Origin of the sequence: Blautia caccae (assembly GCF_040095955.1) — a bacterium.
Lineage (GTDB): Bacteria > Bacillota > Clostridia > Lachnospirales > Lachnospiraceae > Blautia > Blautia celeris.
Window position 1 is genome coordinate 177631 of the sequence record NZ_JBBMFP010000003.1, and the last position, 15682, is coordinate 193312.

Below are 15682 nucleotides of genomic sequence, written 5' to 3' on the forward strand. Positions count from 1 at the left end.
GTAGTATGATACATGGGTACAAAAAGTTCATTAGGAGGAATGAAAAATGGTAAAAGCAGTAGTAGGGGCTAACTGGGGAGATGAAGGTAAGGGCAAAATCACTGACATGCTCGCACAGGAATCCGATATCATCGTAAGATTCCAGGGCGGTGCCAATGCGGGCCACACAATTGTAAACAATTACGGAAAATTTGCGCTCCATACTCTTCCGTCCGGTGTGTTCTACGACCACACAACCAGTGTCATCGGAAACGGTGTTGCGCTTAATATCCCGGTACTGTTTAAAGAGATTCAGTCTATTGTGGACAAGGGTGTACCAGCACCGAAGATCAAAGTCTCTGACCGTGCGCAGATGGTAATGTCCTATCATATCAAGTTCGATGAGTATGAAGAAGAGCGCCTGGCAGGAAAATCTTTTGGTTCCACCAAGTCTGGAATCGCACCGTTTTATTCTGATAAATATGCAAAGATCGGTTTCCAGGTCAGCGAGCTTTTCGATGATGACGCGGCACTGAGAGATAAAGTGGAGCGTGTATGCGAGACAAAGAATGTGACTTTGGAGCATTTATACCACAAACCGCTTCTGAACCCGGATGACATCATGAAAGAGCTGGCGGAATATAAAGAGATGATTGCTCCTTATGTGTGTGACGTTTCTCTGTATCTGTGGAACGCTCTGAAAGAAGGTAAGGAAGTGCTTCTGGAAGGACAGTTAGGTTCCCTGAAAGATCCGGATCACGGTATCTATCCCATGGTAACCTCTTCCTCCACACTGGCTGCCTACGGTGCAGTTGGTGCAGGGATTCCGCCATATGAGATCAAAAAGATCATCACAGTCTGCAAGGCATACTCCAGTGCAGTAGGTGCAGGCGCATTTGTATCTGAAATCTTCGGCGATGAGGCAGATGAATTGAGAAGACGCGGCGGAGACGGCGGAGAGTTCGGTGCTACCACAGGACGCCCGAGACGTATGGGATGGTTTGACTGTGTGGCATCTAAATACGGCTGCCGTATGCAGGGAACTACGGATGTAGCTTTCACGGTCCTGGATGTACTTGGATATCTGGAGGAGATTCCGGTGTGCGTGGCATACGATATTGACGGTGAGATTACAACAGAATTCCCCACAACCGGCAGGCTGGAAAAGGCAAAACCGGTTCTGGAGACGCTTCCGGGCTGGAACTGTGACATCCGCGGCATCAAAAACTACGATGACCTTCCCGTAAACTGCCGCAGATATATTGAATTTGTGGAAGAGAAGATTGGCTTCCCCATCACCATGGTTTCCAATGGTCCGAGCCGTGAGGATATTATCTACCGCAATAAATAAAACAATAAGACAACGCTCCATTGGTTTTTATAATGGAGCGTTGTCTTATTTTGGGTGCACTTATTTTTACTGCACATCGTATTCTTCCAATAATTTTTGGATTGTCTCTTTCCGACCTTTAAAATGGACAGCATTAATTCCCTGGGAGCGGGCTTCCGCCACATTTTCCAGGACATCGTCAATAAATACAGCTTTTTCAGGTTTAATATGAAAATCTTTCAGCAGTTTCTGATAGAATTCAGGTTCCGGCTTCAGCATTTTTACCTGCCAGGACATGTAGCCGCCGTCCATCAGATCCAGAAAGGCCATTTCCTCCCTGCAGCGTTCATAGAGCGGCTGTGAAAAGTTGGACAGGTAATAAATTTTGTACCCTCTTTTTTTCAGATATTTCAGCCAGTCCACTGTGTAAGAGTAGGTATGTATGACACCGCTCATTTTGGCAAATGTCTCGCGTATTTCTTTTTCGTATTCCGGGTCATTATCAATAAAGGCCTGGAGAATTTCCTCTTCATTCCGCACACCACGGTCAGCATCCACCCAGTCAGGGCTGTCAAACACAGCATCGCCCACAGCCTGAATCGTTTCCCCACTGTACTTCATGCTTTTTAAAAATGATTTCCAGTCATAACGGACCAGCACATTTCCAAGGTCAAAGATAAAGGTATCCACAGAGGAATTGGCATCTATCCTAGGAATACCGTTTTTCTGCCTTGTGTAGCGGTATACGAGCAGGCAGGCATACAAAAACACGGGAACAAGTACCGTGCAGTAGATTGCGGCCAGCAGCATATTACCGGCATTTGGGCTGTGCGAAAGAGAAAAAATAAAAGCCAGGACGTACATGCCAAGCAGCAGTACGGCTCCAACCAGTGCAGCAATTTGTTTCAGCTTCTTCACTTCTTATTCTCCCTCCCATAGAATATCTTTAATTATAATGAGTTTTGAGGTATCCGTCAATGTGCATAAATGCCCGAAATCAAAGAGAAAATCGACAATTTGTCCAATTTTCAGGCTACACTTACCGAGAAATGGAGAATGATTTGCACATATTTTCCAAAATTTTCAAAGGAATTATGGAAGTTAAAACAGTTGGTGATACGGTGGACGGCAGGAAACTATATCACGTGCGTATGGGGGATGAAAACGCGGCTGACAAGGTTCTGATCTTTGCGGGAATCCATGGAAGAGAATATATGACCACTCAGCTTGTCATGGAACAGCTGGGGGAATTTGTGGAGAATCTGCTTCATGAGGACAGAACCTACAAGGGATACTCTTACAGCGAGCTGTTGAGAGACCGAGCTCTGCATATTATCCCCATGGCGAATCCGGACGGTGTGACAGTGAGCCAGTTCGGAGCCGAGGGTATGCGGTCTCCCGGAATCCGGGAACAGGTGTGGGAGATTGCGGACGAGGACGGCGCCAGAATGCCCTGGAAATCTTATTTCCGCCGCTGGAAGTCCAATGCGGAGGGCGTGGATGTGAACCGGAACTTTGATGCCCTGTGGGAAGAGTATGTGGATGGGATCGGCAGGCCTTCCAGGGAAAAATACAAGGGAACTGCGCCGGAGAGCACCAAAGAGGCGCAGGCACTGGTAAATCTTACAAAAAAGGAACTGTTCTGCCGCACAGTCAGCTATCACTCCTCCGGCGGTGTCATATACTGGGCATTTGGACAGCAGGGAGAGCTGGCATCAAGGACCCAGACCTTTGCAAAACGCATTGCCGCTGTCACGGGCTATGAACCGGACGGCAATTATGAAGAACTGGACCCGGCGGGATACAAGGACTGGGCGCTGCTTAAGATGGGGATTCCCAGTCTAACTATAGAGATCGGCAGAGCGGATTCTCCCCTGCCGCAGTCTGCCTACCGGAGAATCCTCCGGGAGAACAGAGGCGTGTGGGAAGAAATCCTGCTGGATATCATAGAAGAGAAAAAAGATTAAAAGAAACCATTGACAAATGTGGACTATTGTAATAGTCTATATGTAGACGATTGCAATAGTCCAAAGGAGTTATGCTTATGAAATTATTTGAATCAGAACAGAAAGTAATGGAAGTCCTGTGGGAAGAAGGTGAGATACCGGCAAAAAGAGTCGTTGAAGTGCTGAGTGAGAGAGTCGGCTGGAACAAGAATACAACTTACACAGTCATCAAGAAATGTATAGAAAAAGGAGCCGTTCAGCGGTCAGAGCCGGGATTTCGGTGCAGGCCCCTGATCGACAGGCATGAATTTGAATCCTATGAAGTGAACGAATTGATCTCCAGGACCTTTAAAGGTTCCAAGAAAAATTTTATCTCAGCGTTCTTTGCGGAGCAGGATTTGACGAAGGAAGACCTGGAGGAGATTGAATCGCTGATTCAAAGGAAGCGGAGGTAGCATGGTATTTATAAAGATCAATGTGGTTCTTGCGGTAATGTGCCTTGTCTTCAGCATTTTCCGTCTGGCTTCAAAAAAGTTCGGAAGCAGCGATAAGTACAGGATGGACCGGATCTTCATCTGCATCGGTATCCTGGCACTGCCTTTGATGCTTGCGGTGGAGAGATATCCGGTGCGTGCTGTTTCAGCACAGACCATGGGAATCGTTTCCAGGATGTCTCCGCAGAAAGTGGCAGAGAGTTATCACTTTGTAAAGTGGGGAATGGCGGCCGCATTCGCTGTGGGCTGTGCGATATTTTTTATACTGTTTATCCGCTACTGCCGTGAGAGCAGGATTTTAAGAGAGGCTGTTCCGGTGCCGGGAGAGGCCGCACGGGAGCTGAGTTTTGAAGAACTGGGCCTGGACAGAAGAAGGATTCTGCTGAGTGACCGCATAAGTGCGCCGGTGACCTGGGGATTTTTCATGCCCAAAATACTGATTCCCTCTTATCTGAAGGATGAGGAGGAGGAAAAATATACACAGATTGTTTTGCATGAATTCATCCATGCCAAGAGAAGGGACAACCTGTGGAAATTCCTGGCGCTTTTTCTTTTATGTGCCTATTGGCAGCATCCGTATCTGTGGTTTTTTTATTTTACGTTTCTTAGAGAAGTGGAATTATCCTGTGACGAGGAGGTGCTTCGGCGCATAGGAGAGGACGGAAGGGCAGCCTATGCAGGTACACTTGTGGCTTTTGCGGGCCTGTACTGCCGTCTCAGCCGGATGACATCCCAGTTGTCAGCAGGAAGTCTGAAGAGGAGAGTGATCGCTATAATGAATTATAAAAAATCAAACAAAAGAACAGGAATCGCCGGGAAGATATTCATGGGGAGCATTGTATTTTCCTTTGCGCTGCTGCTGGGATTTTCAAACCAGATTTTTGCGGGAATGCGTGACGGTGAAACCATTGTAAAAAGCAGTGAAGAGTCAAAAGAGAGTAGGGAAAAGCCGCAGTTGAATGTGATAGAAGAGGCCAGAGAAATTGAAGAGAATAAGGCCCAATCGAATGCGGAAGAAACACAGGAAATCCCCGAAAATGGTGCAGTGGAAGAGATAACAGAAATTCCGGAAGAAAATGCTTATGGAGAAGCACAGGAAATTCCGGAAGTAAGTGCTTATGGGGAAGCGGAAGATATAATTTTAAGAGAAACAACGGAAGCAGAAGCGTCAGTGAACGGAGAAACACGGAATATGAATGAAAATAACCTTGCAGAGGCAGAGGACTATTCTTCAGGCACAGAGGTACCAAGTGAAGCTGTTGATCAATCACTGCTTCAGGAAGAAAATGCGAGTGTGAGATAAAAGAGGCTGCGGGACCGTTTCATTCGTATGAAAGATGATATAGATAAGGGTTTTCAGGAATATTCCTGAGAACCCTTTTTTTGCTCCTGTACCGGTACGCTTTCCGGCTGTCTGCCGGGAGTTTCCCGGCACAGGCGTATGAATTCCCTGACATAGGGCAGAGTGGTTCTGTCTTTTCTCTGTGCGATATAGAAGACACGTTTCATGGGCAGATCTGTGACCGGGCAGGCATGGAGCCTGCCGCCCGAAAGCTCCTCCCGGATCAGCATTTTGGAGATAATGGAAATCCCTTCATTTTGTGCTACGGCTTCTTTTAAAGCATCAATGTTGTGATATATATGACTTTTTGTAAGGGTGATCCCCTGTTTGCTGAGCGCCCGTTCCAGGGCCGCCCGGGTGCTGTTTCCCTCCTCACGAAGCAGAAATAATTCATTTTCAAAATCTACAATAGACAGATTTTTCCGCTTTGCATAGGGATGCTTTGGACTGCATATAGCCATAAACGTGTCATCCAGGAAGGAGGTATAGACAAGACTGCTGTGACTCCCTTTTGTCTCCGTAAGCATGACATCCAATTCCCCGGCAGCCAGCTTTTTTTCCATAAAATAGGAGTCATCAATGGTAAAGCGTGTACTGACATCAGGACAGGTGATGTGGTATGCGCGGATGATATCCTGCAGCAGGCAGGAGGCGGCCACAAGTGTGCTGCCAATATGAATTTGTTTCAGATGGAGTCCGAGAAGTGCGGACTCCATTTCTTTGTACAGAGTTATGATCCGGGAAGCATAATCCAGAAGCAGCATACCGGCTTCCGTGAGCCTCAGGTGCTTGCTCAGGCGGTCAAAGAGACGGACATTATAGGTCTTCTCAATCTCAGAGACAGCAAGGCTTACTGTGGATTGGGAGATATACAGGTTCTGGGCTGCAATACTCATGTTGTTGCAGGATGCAACTTCCAGAAATATGGTCATGTGGCGGAGCGTCATGTGAAATCCTCCTTTAACTATTGAAAAAACTCATAACATAACCATATTTTAGTATTTTACAAGAGTAAAATCAAGTGCTATTATGACCATAATGATTGAAATTCGGCCGGATTTAAAAAATATGTTATTACAATAATCAATATATAAAGGAGATGAGAAAGGCGTTGTTTAAAAGGGGGGCAGTTTGATTCTCGGAGCTGATAACAGAGGGAAAGTTTCTGCGAAAACGAAACATAGAAATACAGAAGAGGAGAAGAATCGGGAGGTAGAAGATGAAAGAAGCAAAAGACAAGAAAGAGCCTGCAGGCCGGGTGCGTAAGGGCGTGTTTATTCCTGCATTTGCAGTGATGGCAGTGGTGGTAACCGTGGGATTTGTCAATAACGAGGGCCTGGCAAAAGGAGCAAAGGCATTCTTCGGATTTTCCCTGGGAAAATTCGGATGGCTGTACCAGCTCGTGGCAGTGATTTCTGTGCTGGTGATAGCGATCGTCACATTTTCAAAGCTGGGAGATATCCGTATCGGCGGGGCAGATGCAAAACCGAAATATCCATTCGGAACCTGGTTTGCCATGACGCTCACCGGCGGAATCGCTGTGGGAATAGTGAACTGGGGAATCAACGAGCCCCTGATCTATTACGGAAATGTATATGGTGAGCTGGATAATCTGGGAATTCAGGCTGGTACCCAGGAGGCCGCCAGGTTTGCCCTGGGCAGATGTTTTTACAACTGGACCTTTGTGCCCTATGCCATTTACGCAGTGTCCGGTCTGCTCATTGCTTATATGTATTTTAACAAGAAAGAAAAGCTTTCTGTGACTTCCACACTGAAGCCGTTATTTGGCAAAAAGGCAGAGCATCCGGTTGTGATGAACACTGTGGATACGCTGTGTTCCCTGGCGATCACACTGGGAATGGCTTCCGGACTCGGAACGGGCCTGGCCCTGGTTATCTCAGGTCTGAATGTTGTGTATAAGATTCCAAACAGCACATTTATCTGGGTGCTGCTGGGAGGTATTGCAACACTGATTTTCACAAGTTCCGCTATTCTGGGCGTGGACAGGGGAATCCGCAGGCTGGCTTCCTTAAACAGTAAGATTTTTTACGGACTTTTGATATTCCTGTTTATTACAGGACCTATGGCCATCATCCTCAGCAATTCCGTATCAGGTCTTGGTGAATGGCTGAACAATTTCTTTATCTGGGGACTGGACTCCGGTGATGTTGGTGGTGAGGCTCTGACAAGATGGTGGACGCTGGCTGACTGGTGTTCCTGGATTGCCTATGCGCCTATCATGGGGATTTTCCTTGGGAAGATAGCTTACGGAAGAACCGTTCGGGAATTTATGATCATCAACTGGGTAATGCCGTCTGTGTTCGGTATTGTCTGGTTTTCCGTCTGGGGCGGAACCGGTCTTAACTGGCAGATGAACAATGTCGTTGACATGGTTGGCGTCATTAAGGAGAGCGGAGCTACTGCAGGTGTATGGGCATTCTTGCAGCATCTGCCTCTGGGCCTTGGCGTGATCATTATCCCTGTTGTCATGATCACACTTATGCTGTCCTTCTCCACCGCGGCAGATTCCATGACCAGCACCATTGCATCCATCTGTACCAAAGGACAGAATATGGAGGAGGAACCGCCGAAATCCCAGAAACTGATTTGGGGTATTCTGATTGGCTCTATCTCGATCATCATGGGCGCGGTTGCAGGCGGTGTGCGGGGCATTGACGGTGTGAAACAGCTTGCTTCAGTGGGAGGTTTTCTGGTTTTATTTGTCTTTCTGCTGCAGCTGATCGCATTTATCAAGACATTCTTCGTGGATTTAAAAAAGGATAAGAAAGAGTAGTTTATGAATATTTGGAGGTGCGTATGGACTTATTATATATAAATGCAATGGATATAGAGAAACTGGAATTGACGAATGAGGAAATATTGGGAGCCGTGGAACGGAGTCTGGAGGCCCAGGGAAACAAAAAGACAGTCATAGAGCCTCGGGTGCATCTGATTCCTAATCCGGAATATCACGGACATTTTAACGTGTTGAGAGGATATATTGAACCCATGGACGTGGCAGGCGTGAAGGTAGTCGGAGATTATGTCTATAATTATAAGCAGAATCTGCCCTCTGAGATGGCCCTCCTGAATCTGTATGATCCTAAAACCGGTGCCCCGAGAGCTGTGATCGATGCGACTGAGATCACATCCATGCGGACAGGCGCCCTGACAGCCATCGGTGCGAAATATCTGGCAAAGAAAGAAAACAAAGTATTGGGGCATCTGGGGGCCAGGGGAACGGCCTGGTGGAATGTGGTGCTTTTGGATTCCATATATGATTTTGAGGAAATCCGTGTGAACAGCAGAAGAAGGGAGTCCATGGAAGACTTCGCCGGGCGTCTTACAAAGAAGCTGGGAAAACAGGTGAAGGTGACGGAAAACAGTGAGGAGTGTCTGAAGGGAGCTGACATTATGGTGGAGGCCACACGCCTGATGGAGCCGACACCTCTGCTGAAAACAGAGTGGGTACAGCCGGGAAATTTTGTGGTTCCCTACGGAACCGTCAGTGCTGTGGAGCTGTCCCTGACAGATGTGATGGACAAAATCGTAGTGGATGACTGGGGACAGTGCAAAGGCGGTATTCTGGGAAGCCTGCGCAGGCATGTGGAGACAGGAAAACTCAGTGAGGACACCCTCTACGGCGAACTGGGTGAGATTGTTGCAGGCAAAAAACCGGGAAGAGAAAGAGAGGATGAGACTATACTTTTCTGGCACAGGGGCCTCTCAACAAATGATATTGCGCTGGGACAGTTAGTATATGAAAAGGCTATAAAAATGGGAATCGGAACCACATTGAAATACAGATAGAGCACCCTCTTTGAACCGCCCTGCGGCAGACAAAATTGTCCGGCCGCAGGGCGGTTTTTAAAGAAAAAGGTATATGAAAAAAGACAGTTGCAGACATTACAGAAAGTGGTATAATTCAAGTTGTACAATTCTTCCCGTCTATGAAAGAGGGATGGAAGAATCCTTGAATAAAACGGCAGCGCAGGTGCTGCAGCCATTCCGGTTTTATAATAACCGGAAGGCAATGGAAAGAAATAGGGAGAAATGGGGCGTAAAAGATGAAGATTAGAAAGCATTTTATACTGACCGGTATGGTACAGGGGGTGGGGCTTAGATACCGGGCACAGCATTTGGCGAGGCTGCTGCAGCTGACAGGCTGGGTGAAGAACACCTGGGACGGATGCGTGGAGCTTGAGCTTCAGGGCGGAGAGGAAGAGATAGCCAATTTTCTGGACCGCCTGTCCATGGGGAATTTTATAAGGATTGAGGGTGTTGAAGCAAAAGAGGTTCCTGTGGTAGAGGAGAATAGTTTTCAAGTTAAGGGCTAAAATCGGATATTTTCTAAGAGCCTGCAGTAAAATGTTGACAACAGGAAAAATGGGTCTAAGATATAGAAAAATAAAAGTCGGAAAAAGGTTCTCAAAGGCGAAAACCCACCTTTGGGGACTTTTTTGCATGGAGGACGAAGTATGGGCATAGATTCACTTGTTTTTTTATTTTCGCCAGGGGCATGCGGAGAATGTACACTTTAATGGTCATATTTGCAAAGGCGGGCTGGTAGATTTCCATAGGCAATCCCTTTATAATAAAAACGAGGTGATAAGTATGAAATTATATGAGAAACTACAGGTACTGCGAAAGAAAAACGGATATTCACAGGAAGAACTGGCTTATAAAATAGGTGTTTCAAGACAGACAATTGGAAAATGGGAATCAGGACAGGTAATACCGGAAATATCCGGGATGGTTTTATTAAGCGGATTATATGGAATTCCAATTGACAGAATTGTGAAAGAGGATGATGACTGCAATATTACCCTGGTTAACAGTACAGACAGGAATATAGACAACCTGATTGAGTTTTTAATAAGGGCAAAGAAAAATACATATGCCGGAAACGGAAAAGAAGTGGAGCCATCAAAAACTGCTGCCCATGACTTAGAATACAGTGAGAAAGAGTTCTTTTATTATGACTCATATATTGGCGGTGAATGCTTTTCTGGTGAGGAAGCAGTCTGGAAAAGTTCTGTCCCTGTGTGGTGTATGAATTATACAGGCAGGGTTCTAGGAGAAGAATTTTGCGGTGATTTTTTGAAAGAAGCATTGTATCATGCAGATGCAAATATGCCTTACAGGGGACCGAATATTTACAGAAAAGGGGAATATGGTTATCATTGCAGAGTTCAGGGAGAATTTCTATGGTTTCAAGGATATGAAGAAATTTTTTATAGCAGCAAGAGAGTATATGAATGTTATTTCCATGGTGGAAAAGTCAGGTAAACCGCCGACTTGTGTCTACGGTATCTGGCAACACACAAAGACGAACCAGAATCAGAATATCAAGAGGTGATATCTATGAAAAATATATTAGTAATCCAGGGCGGCGGGCGTCCGAACGGAAATACCAGCCAACTGGCAGATGCCTTCCTAAAAGGAGCTTTAGAAGCAGGCCATAAAACAGAAAAAATATCCTTGAACAAGTTCGAGGTAAAAGGCTGTATCGGCTGCAATGCATGCCGCTACGGGAAACCCTGTATACAAAAGGATGATTTCAACAAAATAGTCCCCAAAATAAAAGAAGCGGATCTGCTTGTTTTCGCATCACCGCTTTTTTTCTGGACAATATCCTCTAAATTAAAGGCATTTATAGAAAGATTCTACTGCATAGCAGAGGAGGACCCGAATCCTCCCTATGGCCGGTATGAAAGATATCCGGTAAAAGATGCTGCTTTACTGATGACATCGGCAGATGATTTTTTCTGGACATATGAGCAGGCTGTGTCATACTATAAGTTTGCCGTCATCAATTACATGGGTTTCAAGGACAAAGGCATGCTGCTTGCAGGCGGATGCGGAGATACAAACGGCAGGCCGCAGATTGACAAAACAGATCATCTGCAGAAGGCATATGAGTTTGGAAAAAATATCTACAAGGAGTAATAGAAACGCCGTTCTATTACAGTATCCGCTTACCCATAAAATTCCCATATCGTATAATCCCCGTATTTTTCCCTGCAGCTCTCCCGCAGCGTATGCAGAAGCAGCATACTGTCCCCGGCTGTAAAGATATTCTGTGTATTGGAAGCAGCCTGCCTGTCCGCGCGGGCAGGTCCCGGCCGTTTCTGGCGCAGTTCGGAGGCGGGGCAGCCGTAATATTTCTGGCAGAGCTGATTTAAATATCTGACATCAGAAAAACCGCTCTCAATACTCACGGTGAGCACCTTTTTATCTGTATTCTGCAGAAGACGGCAGGCGTATTCAAAACGTTTCAGATTCAGATATTCCTGAAAGGACAGGTTTAATTCATCGCGGAACAGATGTGACAGATAGGTCAGCGACAGATTTTCGTGCTCTGCAATGTCCTTCAGCAGCAGTTTCTGCCGGAAATTTTTTTCTATATAGTCTGTAATGCGGCTCATGCGTTCCTGCCTGTGCCTGCGGGCTGTCATCTCTGCGTCTGTATATATTTTCTCGGGAACATAGGTGTGGAGGCTGTACAGAATCATATTCAGCAGACTCATGCATTTATATTCATAATTGGCAAACTGCCCGAAATAATTGTAGGCCAGCTCAATAAGCAGACCATTCATAATTTCGTAGCGTGTCTCATGCCGGGAGAAGAAGGGGCGCACACAGTTCTCCAGAAAACATGTATTTTCATCGTGCTGAAAATAGGATGTGACAAGCTGCCGGGACATCTGAATGGCGAGGATCAGGGCGCTGCCATCCAGTCCGCGTATCTCATGGAGGTCCATGGGGTTCAGCAGATACATGTCACCGCTGTGAAGCTGGTTTGCATTTCCGTTTACTGTAAATTCCACTTTTCCGTCAAGAACAAGCCCGATTTCCATCTCCCTGTGTGCGTGCGGCGCACGGGAAAAAAGGCGTACCAGTATAGCACTGAACGCGTGGATCTGCGGGTGTGCGATCAATTCAAATTCTTTATCCATTTCCGTCACTGCCTTCTCATAATTTCTTATTTTCTATTCTAATGTCATTTCAGAAAAGAGGCAAGAACTGTCTCAAGATATTCACGAAAACAACAAACTAATCGTTGATAAACAGCAAATAAATCGAGCCTGTGGAACGGATAATTAGCTGAACTTCCCATAAAATAAGCCTTGCAGCCAAGAAATCAACCAGCGCAGGATAATCGCCGTATTTTCACAAACATGGAAATGCCCCGCAGAGAAAAAACGATTAAACTGAAGATAGTTTATAAAGAAATTTTCTGCGCAGAAAATGCAGACTTTTCGTTTTACGGCGAGAGCAAAAGTAAACGTGACAGTTCAGAAAAAGGGTGATCGTATGGGTAAAAAAGTAATTGTAGCAGGACATGCCTGTCTGGATATTACCCCTCTCTTTCCTCAGAATCAGCAGGCAGCGAAATTAGGAAATATCCTGTCGCCGGGAAAGCTGATACAGATGGAGGGTGTTGATATCCATGCAGGAGGTGCGGTATCCAACACGGGTATGGCAATGAAAATGCTGGGGGCAGATGTATGTCTCATGGCAAAGACAGGCAGCGATGAATTCGGAAAGATCATTTCCGATATTTATGCCGCACAGGGCGCAGATTCCGGAATCATTGTGCAGGAAGGGCAGAATACCTCCTATTCGGTGGTCCTTGCACTTCCGGGTATAGACAGGATATTTCTTCATGACCCGGGGTGCAACCACACTTTTTCCTTTGAAGATCTGCCGAAGGAAAAGCTTTTGGGGACAGACCTGTTCCACTTCGGCTATCCCCCGCTGATGAAGAAAATGTATGAGGACACCGGAAGCGAACTGGTGCGGATGATGAAATATATGAAAGCCCAGGGGACGGCAACTTCCCTTGATCTGGCTTTTGTGGACGGGGAGTCAGATGCAGGAGCGGCGGACTGGAAGGAGATTCTAAGCCGGGTGCTGCCGTATGTAGACTTTTTTGTGCCCAGTATCGAAGAACTCTGCTTTATGCTGGACCGGGACAGATATGAGGCTTGGAAGACCAAAGCAGGGGATGAAGACATTTCTTTCTCCCTGGATGTTCAGAGAGATATCAGGCCTCTGGCAGATAAGTGCATGGAATTAGGGGCAAAGGTCCTTCTGCTGAAATGCGGAGCTCCCGGCCTGTATTACAGGACCACAGAAGTAAAACGTCTGGAAGGACTGGAGACAGCCCTTGGGATCTCTGCAGAGGACTGGTCGGACAGAGAGGGATTTGAGGCCAGCTATCAGCCAGAGAGGGTGCTGTCAGGTACAGGTGCGGGCGACACCACCATTGCGGCATTTTTGACAGCTATGCTTGAGGGGTATCCTTTTGAAATGTGTATCCATCTGGCAGCGGCAGAAGGGGCCTCCTGTGTGGAGGCTTATGACGCACTGGGCGGAATCCGGCCGCTTAAGGAACTGGCGTCCAGGATTGAAAAGGGATGGAAAAAACAGAATTTCAGAAGATAAGGAGCATGGAAAATGTTAGAAAATTTAAATGAGGTATTACTTCCGGCCAGGCAGAATGGCTATGGGGTGGGTCTGTTCAATACCGTGAATCTGGAACTGGCAAGAGGTGTGCTGAGGGCTGCGGAGGAACTCAGGTCCCCGGTTATCATCGGTACAGCGGAGATTCTGCTTCCCAGCGGGCCGCTGGAGGATCTGGCACCACTGATCGTTTCCATGGCAGATAGAGCATCAGTCCCTGTTGTGGTCCATTATGACCACGGACTTACATTTGAGAAATGCATGGAGGCGCTGAAGCTGGGATTCACTTCGGTTATGTATGACTGCTCCACGGACAGCTATGAAGAAAATGTGAGAAAGGTTGCGGAGCTTGCAAAGATTGCCCACTGCTTCGGTGCAACTGTGGAGGCTGAACTGGGGCATGTGGGGGATAACCAGGAGGCAGGAGGCCGGGAGGCGGAAATGCCGGAAGCATACTATACAGATCCGGCCCAGGCAAAGGATTTTATAGAGAAAACACAGGCGGATGCCCTTGCCATAGCCGTTGGGACGGCCCACGGAGCTTACAAATTCAAACCAAAGCTGGATTTTGAAAGAATCCGGACAATTGCGGATATGGTGCATGTCCCTCTGGTGCTCCACGGAGGTTCCGGGCTGTCGGAGGAGGACTTTAAAAAATCAATTGGCTGCGGGATCAGCAAAGTAAATATCTTCACGGATATCAATATTGCGGCGGCAAAAGCGGCAGAGCAGGCATGGAAAGAGGGAAAAACCTGCCTGACAGACATCATTCCCTATCAGGTGGAAGCCGTGGCAGCGGCGGCAAAGGTGAAGATGAAGATTTTCGGGTCGGAAAACAGAAGCCGGGAAGTCTGATTCTTACTTGTATTTGCTTTGGAGGCATAGTATATTTACCTTAACACATATAGAAGCGTAAAGGATGACCACTATGCCAAAATTGATGCAAACATACTTTGTAGATGTAAACTACAGCCAGAATCACGCTCATATGCTGCACAAGCATCCCGATGTACTGGAAATTCTGTACATTGACAGCGGGGAAGGGCGGTATATTGTGGGAAAAAGGGAATATGCGGTATCTGCCGGGGATGTAGTGATCTGCAATGCCGGCATGATACACGGGGAGGCCCCTTTTCAAAAACATGAGATCCAGACATACTGCTGTGCGCTTTCGCAGGTGATGATTCCCGGACTTCCGGAAAATTGTCTGATGGATTCCAGATATAAACCGGTACTTGCTATGGGGAACGCTGCAGGGCATATGGGATGTCTCATGCGTACCATGCATGAGCTGTTCACAGAAAATATGTATAAAAAAGACGTTTGTCAGCATCTGGCCCAGGCGGTGTACCTTCTTGTAAAGGAACGCCTGGAGCAGTACAAGGACAGCGGCAGGGAGGTGGAGGACCAGAAAAAGGAATTTTTGGTGCGGCAGATCACAGACTATATTGACAGACATTACACAGAACCGCTGACTTTGAAAGAACTCAGTGACAGATTTTACATCAGCCCCTCCAGCATTTCGCATATATATAAGAGAGAGACAGGAGTGTCACCCATGCAGTACGTGATACACCGCAGGATCGGGGAGGCGCAGACGTTGCTGATGGATACCCACATTCCCATCCATATGATAGAGGAACGGCTTGGGTTTGGCAGCAGCTGTCATTTCAGCGCTATGTTCAAAAAATATGTGGGAATCTCCCCAAAAGAGTTTCGCAGCCATTTTAAATGAAAGCAGTTTATAATAACAGGACATCCATTGTCCGTGTCAGAATCATTTTCATGAATCATGATTCCGGTGCGGGCAATGGATGTCTTTTTTTTAACATATTTGCAAGATTTTATAACAAAATCTCATAGAGGGCGAAAAAAGGCAGGAAATACAGCAAGAAAATAATAACGGATTTTAGCCGGATTTGATATGATTAATATAGTTAAAGTTCATGAACGGGCAACGCAAATATAGCAAAAACAGGGAAATACTGGTCATAATAGACATGGAGGTGATGAAAAAAGAGCTATAATACGGCAAAGTAGCAGAAAGCTTATGACACAGATATCAGAACCTGAAGATAGGTTGGAACAGAAAAAAACAGAAGGCAATTTTATATAATTTTCG

General features: G+C 46.5%; 15 protein-coding genes. 12 read left to right on the forward strand and 3 right to left on the reverse strand.

Translation table 11 applies throughout. The annotated features are described in order from the left end of the window. Window positions 1-46 precede the first annotated feature (46 nt). Complete coding sequence (locus WMO65_RS04335) at window positions 47-1330, forward strand: adenylosuccinate synthase (protein ID WP_033141082.1); 1284 nt, start codon at window positions 47-49, stop codon at window positions 1328-1330. A gap of 66 nt (window positions 1331-1396) precedes the next feature. On the opposite strand, the gene WMO65_RS04340 is transcribed toward WMO65_RS04335, so the two are convergent. Beyond that, window positions 1397-2227: an HAD family hydrolase gene (locus tag WMO65_RS04340; RefSeq protein WP_054352081.1), complete on the reverse strand. Its 831-nt coding sequence runs from the start codon at window positions 2225-2227 to the stop codon at window positions 1397-1399. A gap of 131 nt (window positions 2228-2358) precedes the next feature. Between WMO65_RS04340 and WMO65_RS04345 the strand changes: the two genes are divergently transcribed. The 3 genes from WMO65_RS04345 (at window position 2359) to WMO65_RS04355 (ending at window position 5052) form a co-directional block, all read left to right on the forward strand. Further along, window positions 2359-3276: a M14 family zinc carboxypeptidase gene (locus WMO65_RS04345; protein ID WP_330641444.1), complete on the forward strand. Its 918-nt coding sequence runs from the start codon at window positions 2359-2361 to the stop codon at window positions 3274-3276. Between the two features lie 77 nt (window positions 3277-3353). Then, window positions 3354-3710, forward strand: coding sequence for a BlaI/MecI/CopY family transcriptional regulator (locus WMO65_RS04350; RefSeq protein ID WP_225305376.1), 357 nt, complete (start codon window positions 3354-3356; stop codon window positions 3708-3710). Between the two features lies 1 nt (window position 3711). Continuing rightward, window positions 3712-5052, forward strand: coding sequence for a M56 family metallopeptidase (locus WMO65_RS04355; protein ID WP_148392620.1), 1341 nt, complete (start codon window positions 3712-3714; stop codon window positions 5050-5052). Between the two features lie 53 nt (window positions 5053-5105). On the opposite strand, the gene WMO65_RS04360 is transcribed toward WMO65_RS04355, so the two are convergent. After that, the gene (locus tag WMO65_RS04360) at window positions 5106-6038 is read right to left on the reverse strand and encodes a LysR family transcriptional regulator (RefSeq protein ID WP_118743299.1); all 933 of its coding nucleotides are present in this window, start codon (window positions 6036-6038) and stop codon (window positions 5106-5108) included. Window positions 6039-6310: 272 nt separating this feature from the next. Between WMO65_RS04360 and WMO65_RS04365 the strand changes: the two genes are divergently transcribed. From WMO65_RS04365 to WMO65_RS04385, 5 genes are all read left to right on the forward strand, one after another. After that, window positions 6311-7885, forward strand: a complete 1575-nt coding sequence (locus WMO65_RS04365; RefSeq protein WP_033141085.1) for a BCCT family transporter — start codon at window positions 6311-6313, stop codon at window positions 7883-7885. Between the two features lie 23 nt (window positions 7886-7908). Next, on the forward strand, window positions 7909-8901 hold the full coding sequence (locus WMO65_RS04370; RefSeq protein ID WP_033141086.1) for an ornithine cyclodeaminase family protein: 993 nt from the start codon (window positions 7909-7911) through the stop codon (window positions 8899-8901). 257 nt (window positions 8902-9158) lie between these two features. Further along, entirely contained in the window at window positions 9159-9428 is a 270-nt protein-coding gene (locus WMO65_RS04375) for an acylphosphatase (protein WP_033141088.1), read from the forward strand. A 277-nt stretch (window positions 9429-9705) separates the two neighbouring features. Continuing rightward, a complete protein-coding gene (locus tag WMO65_RS04380) occupies window positions 9706-10380 on the forward strand; it encodes a DUF5680 domain-containing protein (protein ID WP_033141116.1) in 675 nt (224 codons plus the stop codon). 75 nt (window positions 10381-10455) lie between these two features. Next, the gene (locus WMO65_RS04385) at window positions 10456-11040 is read left to right on the forward strand and encodes a flavodoxin family protein (RefSeq protein ID WP_148392619.1); all 585 of its coding nucleotides are present in this window, start codon (window positions 10456-10458) and stop codon (window positions 11038-11040) included. A gap of 29 nt (window positions 11041-11069) precedes the next feature. Here the strand turns inward: WMO65_RS04385 and WMO65_RS04390 are convergent, their stop codons facing one another. Next, window positions 11070-12050: an AraC family transcriptional regulator gene (locus WMO65_RS04390; protein ID WP_148392618.1), complete on the reverse strand. Its 981-nt coding sequence runs from the start codon at window positions 12048-12050 to the stop codon at window positions 11070-11072. Between the two features lie 358 nt (window positions 12051-12408). On the opposite strand from WMO65_RS04390, the gene WMO65_RS04395 reads away from it, so the two are divergent. The 3 genes from WMO65_RS04395 to WMO65_RS04405 all read left to right on the forward strand — a co-directional run bounded on the left by WMO65_RS04395 (window position 12409) and on the right by WMO65_RS04405 (window position 15295). Next, window positions 12409-13542 (forward strand): carbohydrate kinase family protein, encoded by a 1134-nt coding sequence (locus WMO65_RS04395; RefSeq protein WP_148392617.1) that lies wholly within the window; start codon window positions 12409-12411, stop codon window positions 13540-13542. A 12-nt stretch (window positions 13543-13554) separates the two neighbouring features. Continuing rightward, the gene (locus WMO65_RS04400) at window positions 13555-14415 is read left to right on the forward strand and encodes a class II fructose-bisphosphate aldolase (protein ID WP_148392616.1); all 861 of its coding nucleotides are present in this window, start codon (window positions 13555-13557) and stop codon (window positions 14413-14415) included. A 73-nt stretch (window positions 14416-14488) separates the two neighbouring features. Beyond that, window positions 14489-15295 (forward strand): AraC family transcriptional regulator, encoded by an 807-nt coding sequence (locus tag WMO65_RS04405; protein WP_033141091.1) that lies wholly within the window; start codon window positions 14489-14491, stop codon window positions 15293-15295. Window positions 15296-15682: the final 387 nt, after the last annotated feature.

What these genes read in the sequence shown, in the direction of transcription:
- WMO65_RS04335 (WP_033141082.1), top strand. Translation starts at nt 47, where the DNA reads ATGGTAAAAGCAGTAGTAGGGGCTAACTGGGGAGATGAAGGTAAGGGC.
- WMO65_RS04345 (WP_330641444.1), top strand. Translation starts at nt 2,359, where the DNA reads ATGGAGAATGATTTGCACATATTTTCCAAAATTTTCAAAGGAATTATG.
- WMO65_RS04350 (WP_225305376.1), top strand. Translation starts at nt 3,354, where the DNA reads ATGAAATTATTTGAATCAGAACAGAAAGTAATGGAAGTCCTGTGGGAA.
- WMO65_RS04355 (WP_148392620.1), top strand. Translation starts at nt 3,712, where the DNA reads ATGGTATTTATAAAGATCAATGTGGTTCTTGCGGTAATGTGCCTTGTC.
- WMO65_RS04360 (WP_118743299.1), bottom strand. Translation starts at nt 6,038, where the DNA reads ATGACGCTCCGCCACATGACCATATTTCTGGAAGTTGCATCCTGCAAC.
- WMO65_RS04365 (WP_033141085.1), top strand. Translation starts at nt 6,311, where the DNA reads ATGAAAGAAGCAAAAGACAAGAAAGAGCCTGCAGGCCGGGTGCGTAAG.
- WMO65_RS04370 (WP_033141086.1), top strand. Translation starts at nt 7,909, where the DNA reads ATGGACTTATTATATATAAATGCAATGGATATAGAGAAACTGGAATTG.
- WMO65_RS04375 (WP_033141088.1), top strand. Translation starts at nt 9,159, where the DNA reads ATGAAGATTAGAAAGCATTTTATACTGACCGGTATGGTACAGGGGGTG.
- WMO65_RS04380 (WP_033141116.1), top strand. Translation starts at nt 9,706, where the DNA reads ATGAAATTATATGAGAAACTACAGGTACTGCGAAAGAAAAACGGATAT.
- WMO65_RS04385 (WP_148392619.1), top strand. Translation starts at nt 10,456, where the DNA reads ATGAAAAATATATTAGTAATCCAGGGCGGCGGGCGTCCGAACGGAAAT.
- WMO65_RS04390 (WP_148392618.1), bottom strand. Translation starts at nt 12,050, where the DNA reads ATGGATAAAGAATTTGAATTGATCGCACACCCGCAGATCCACGCGTTC.
- WMO65_RS04395 (WP_148392617.1), top strand. Translation starts at nt 12,409, where the DNA reads ATGGGTAAAAAAGTAATTGTAGCAGGACATGCCTGTCTGGATATTACC.
- WMO65_RS04400 (WP_148392616.1), top strand. Translation starts at nt 13,555, where the DNA reads ATGTTAGAAAATTTAAATGAGGTATTACTTCCGGCCAGGCAGAATGGC.
- WMO65_RS04405 (WP_033141091.1), top strand. Translation starts at nt 14,489, where the DNA reads ATGCCAAAATTGATGCAAACATACTTTGTAGATGTAAACTACAGCCAG.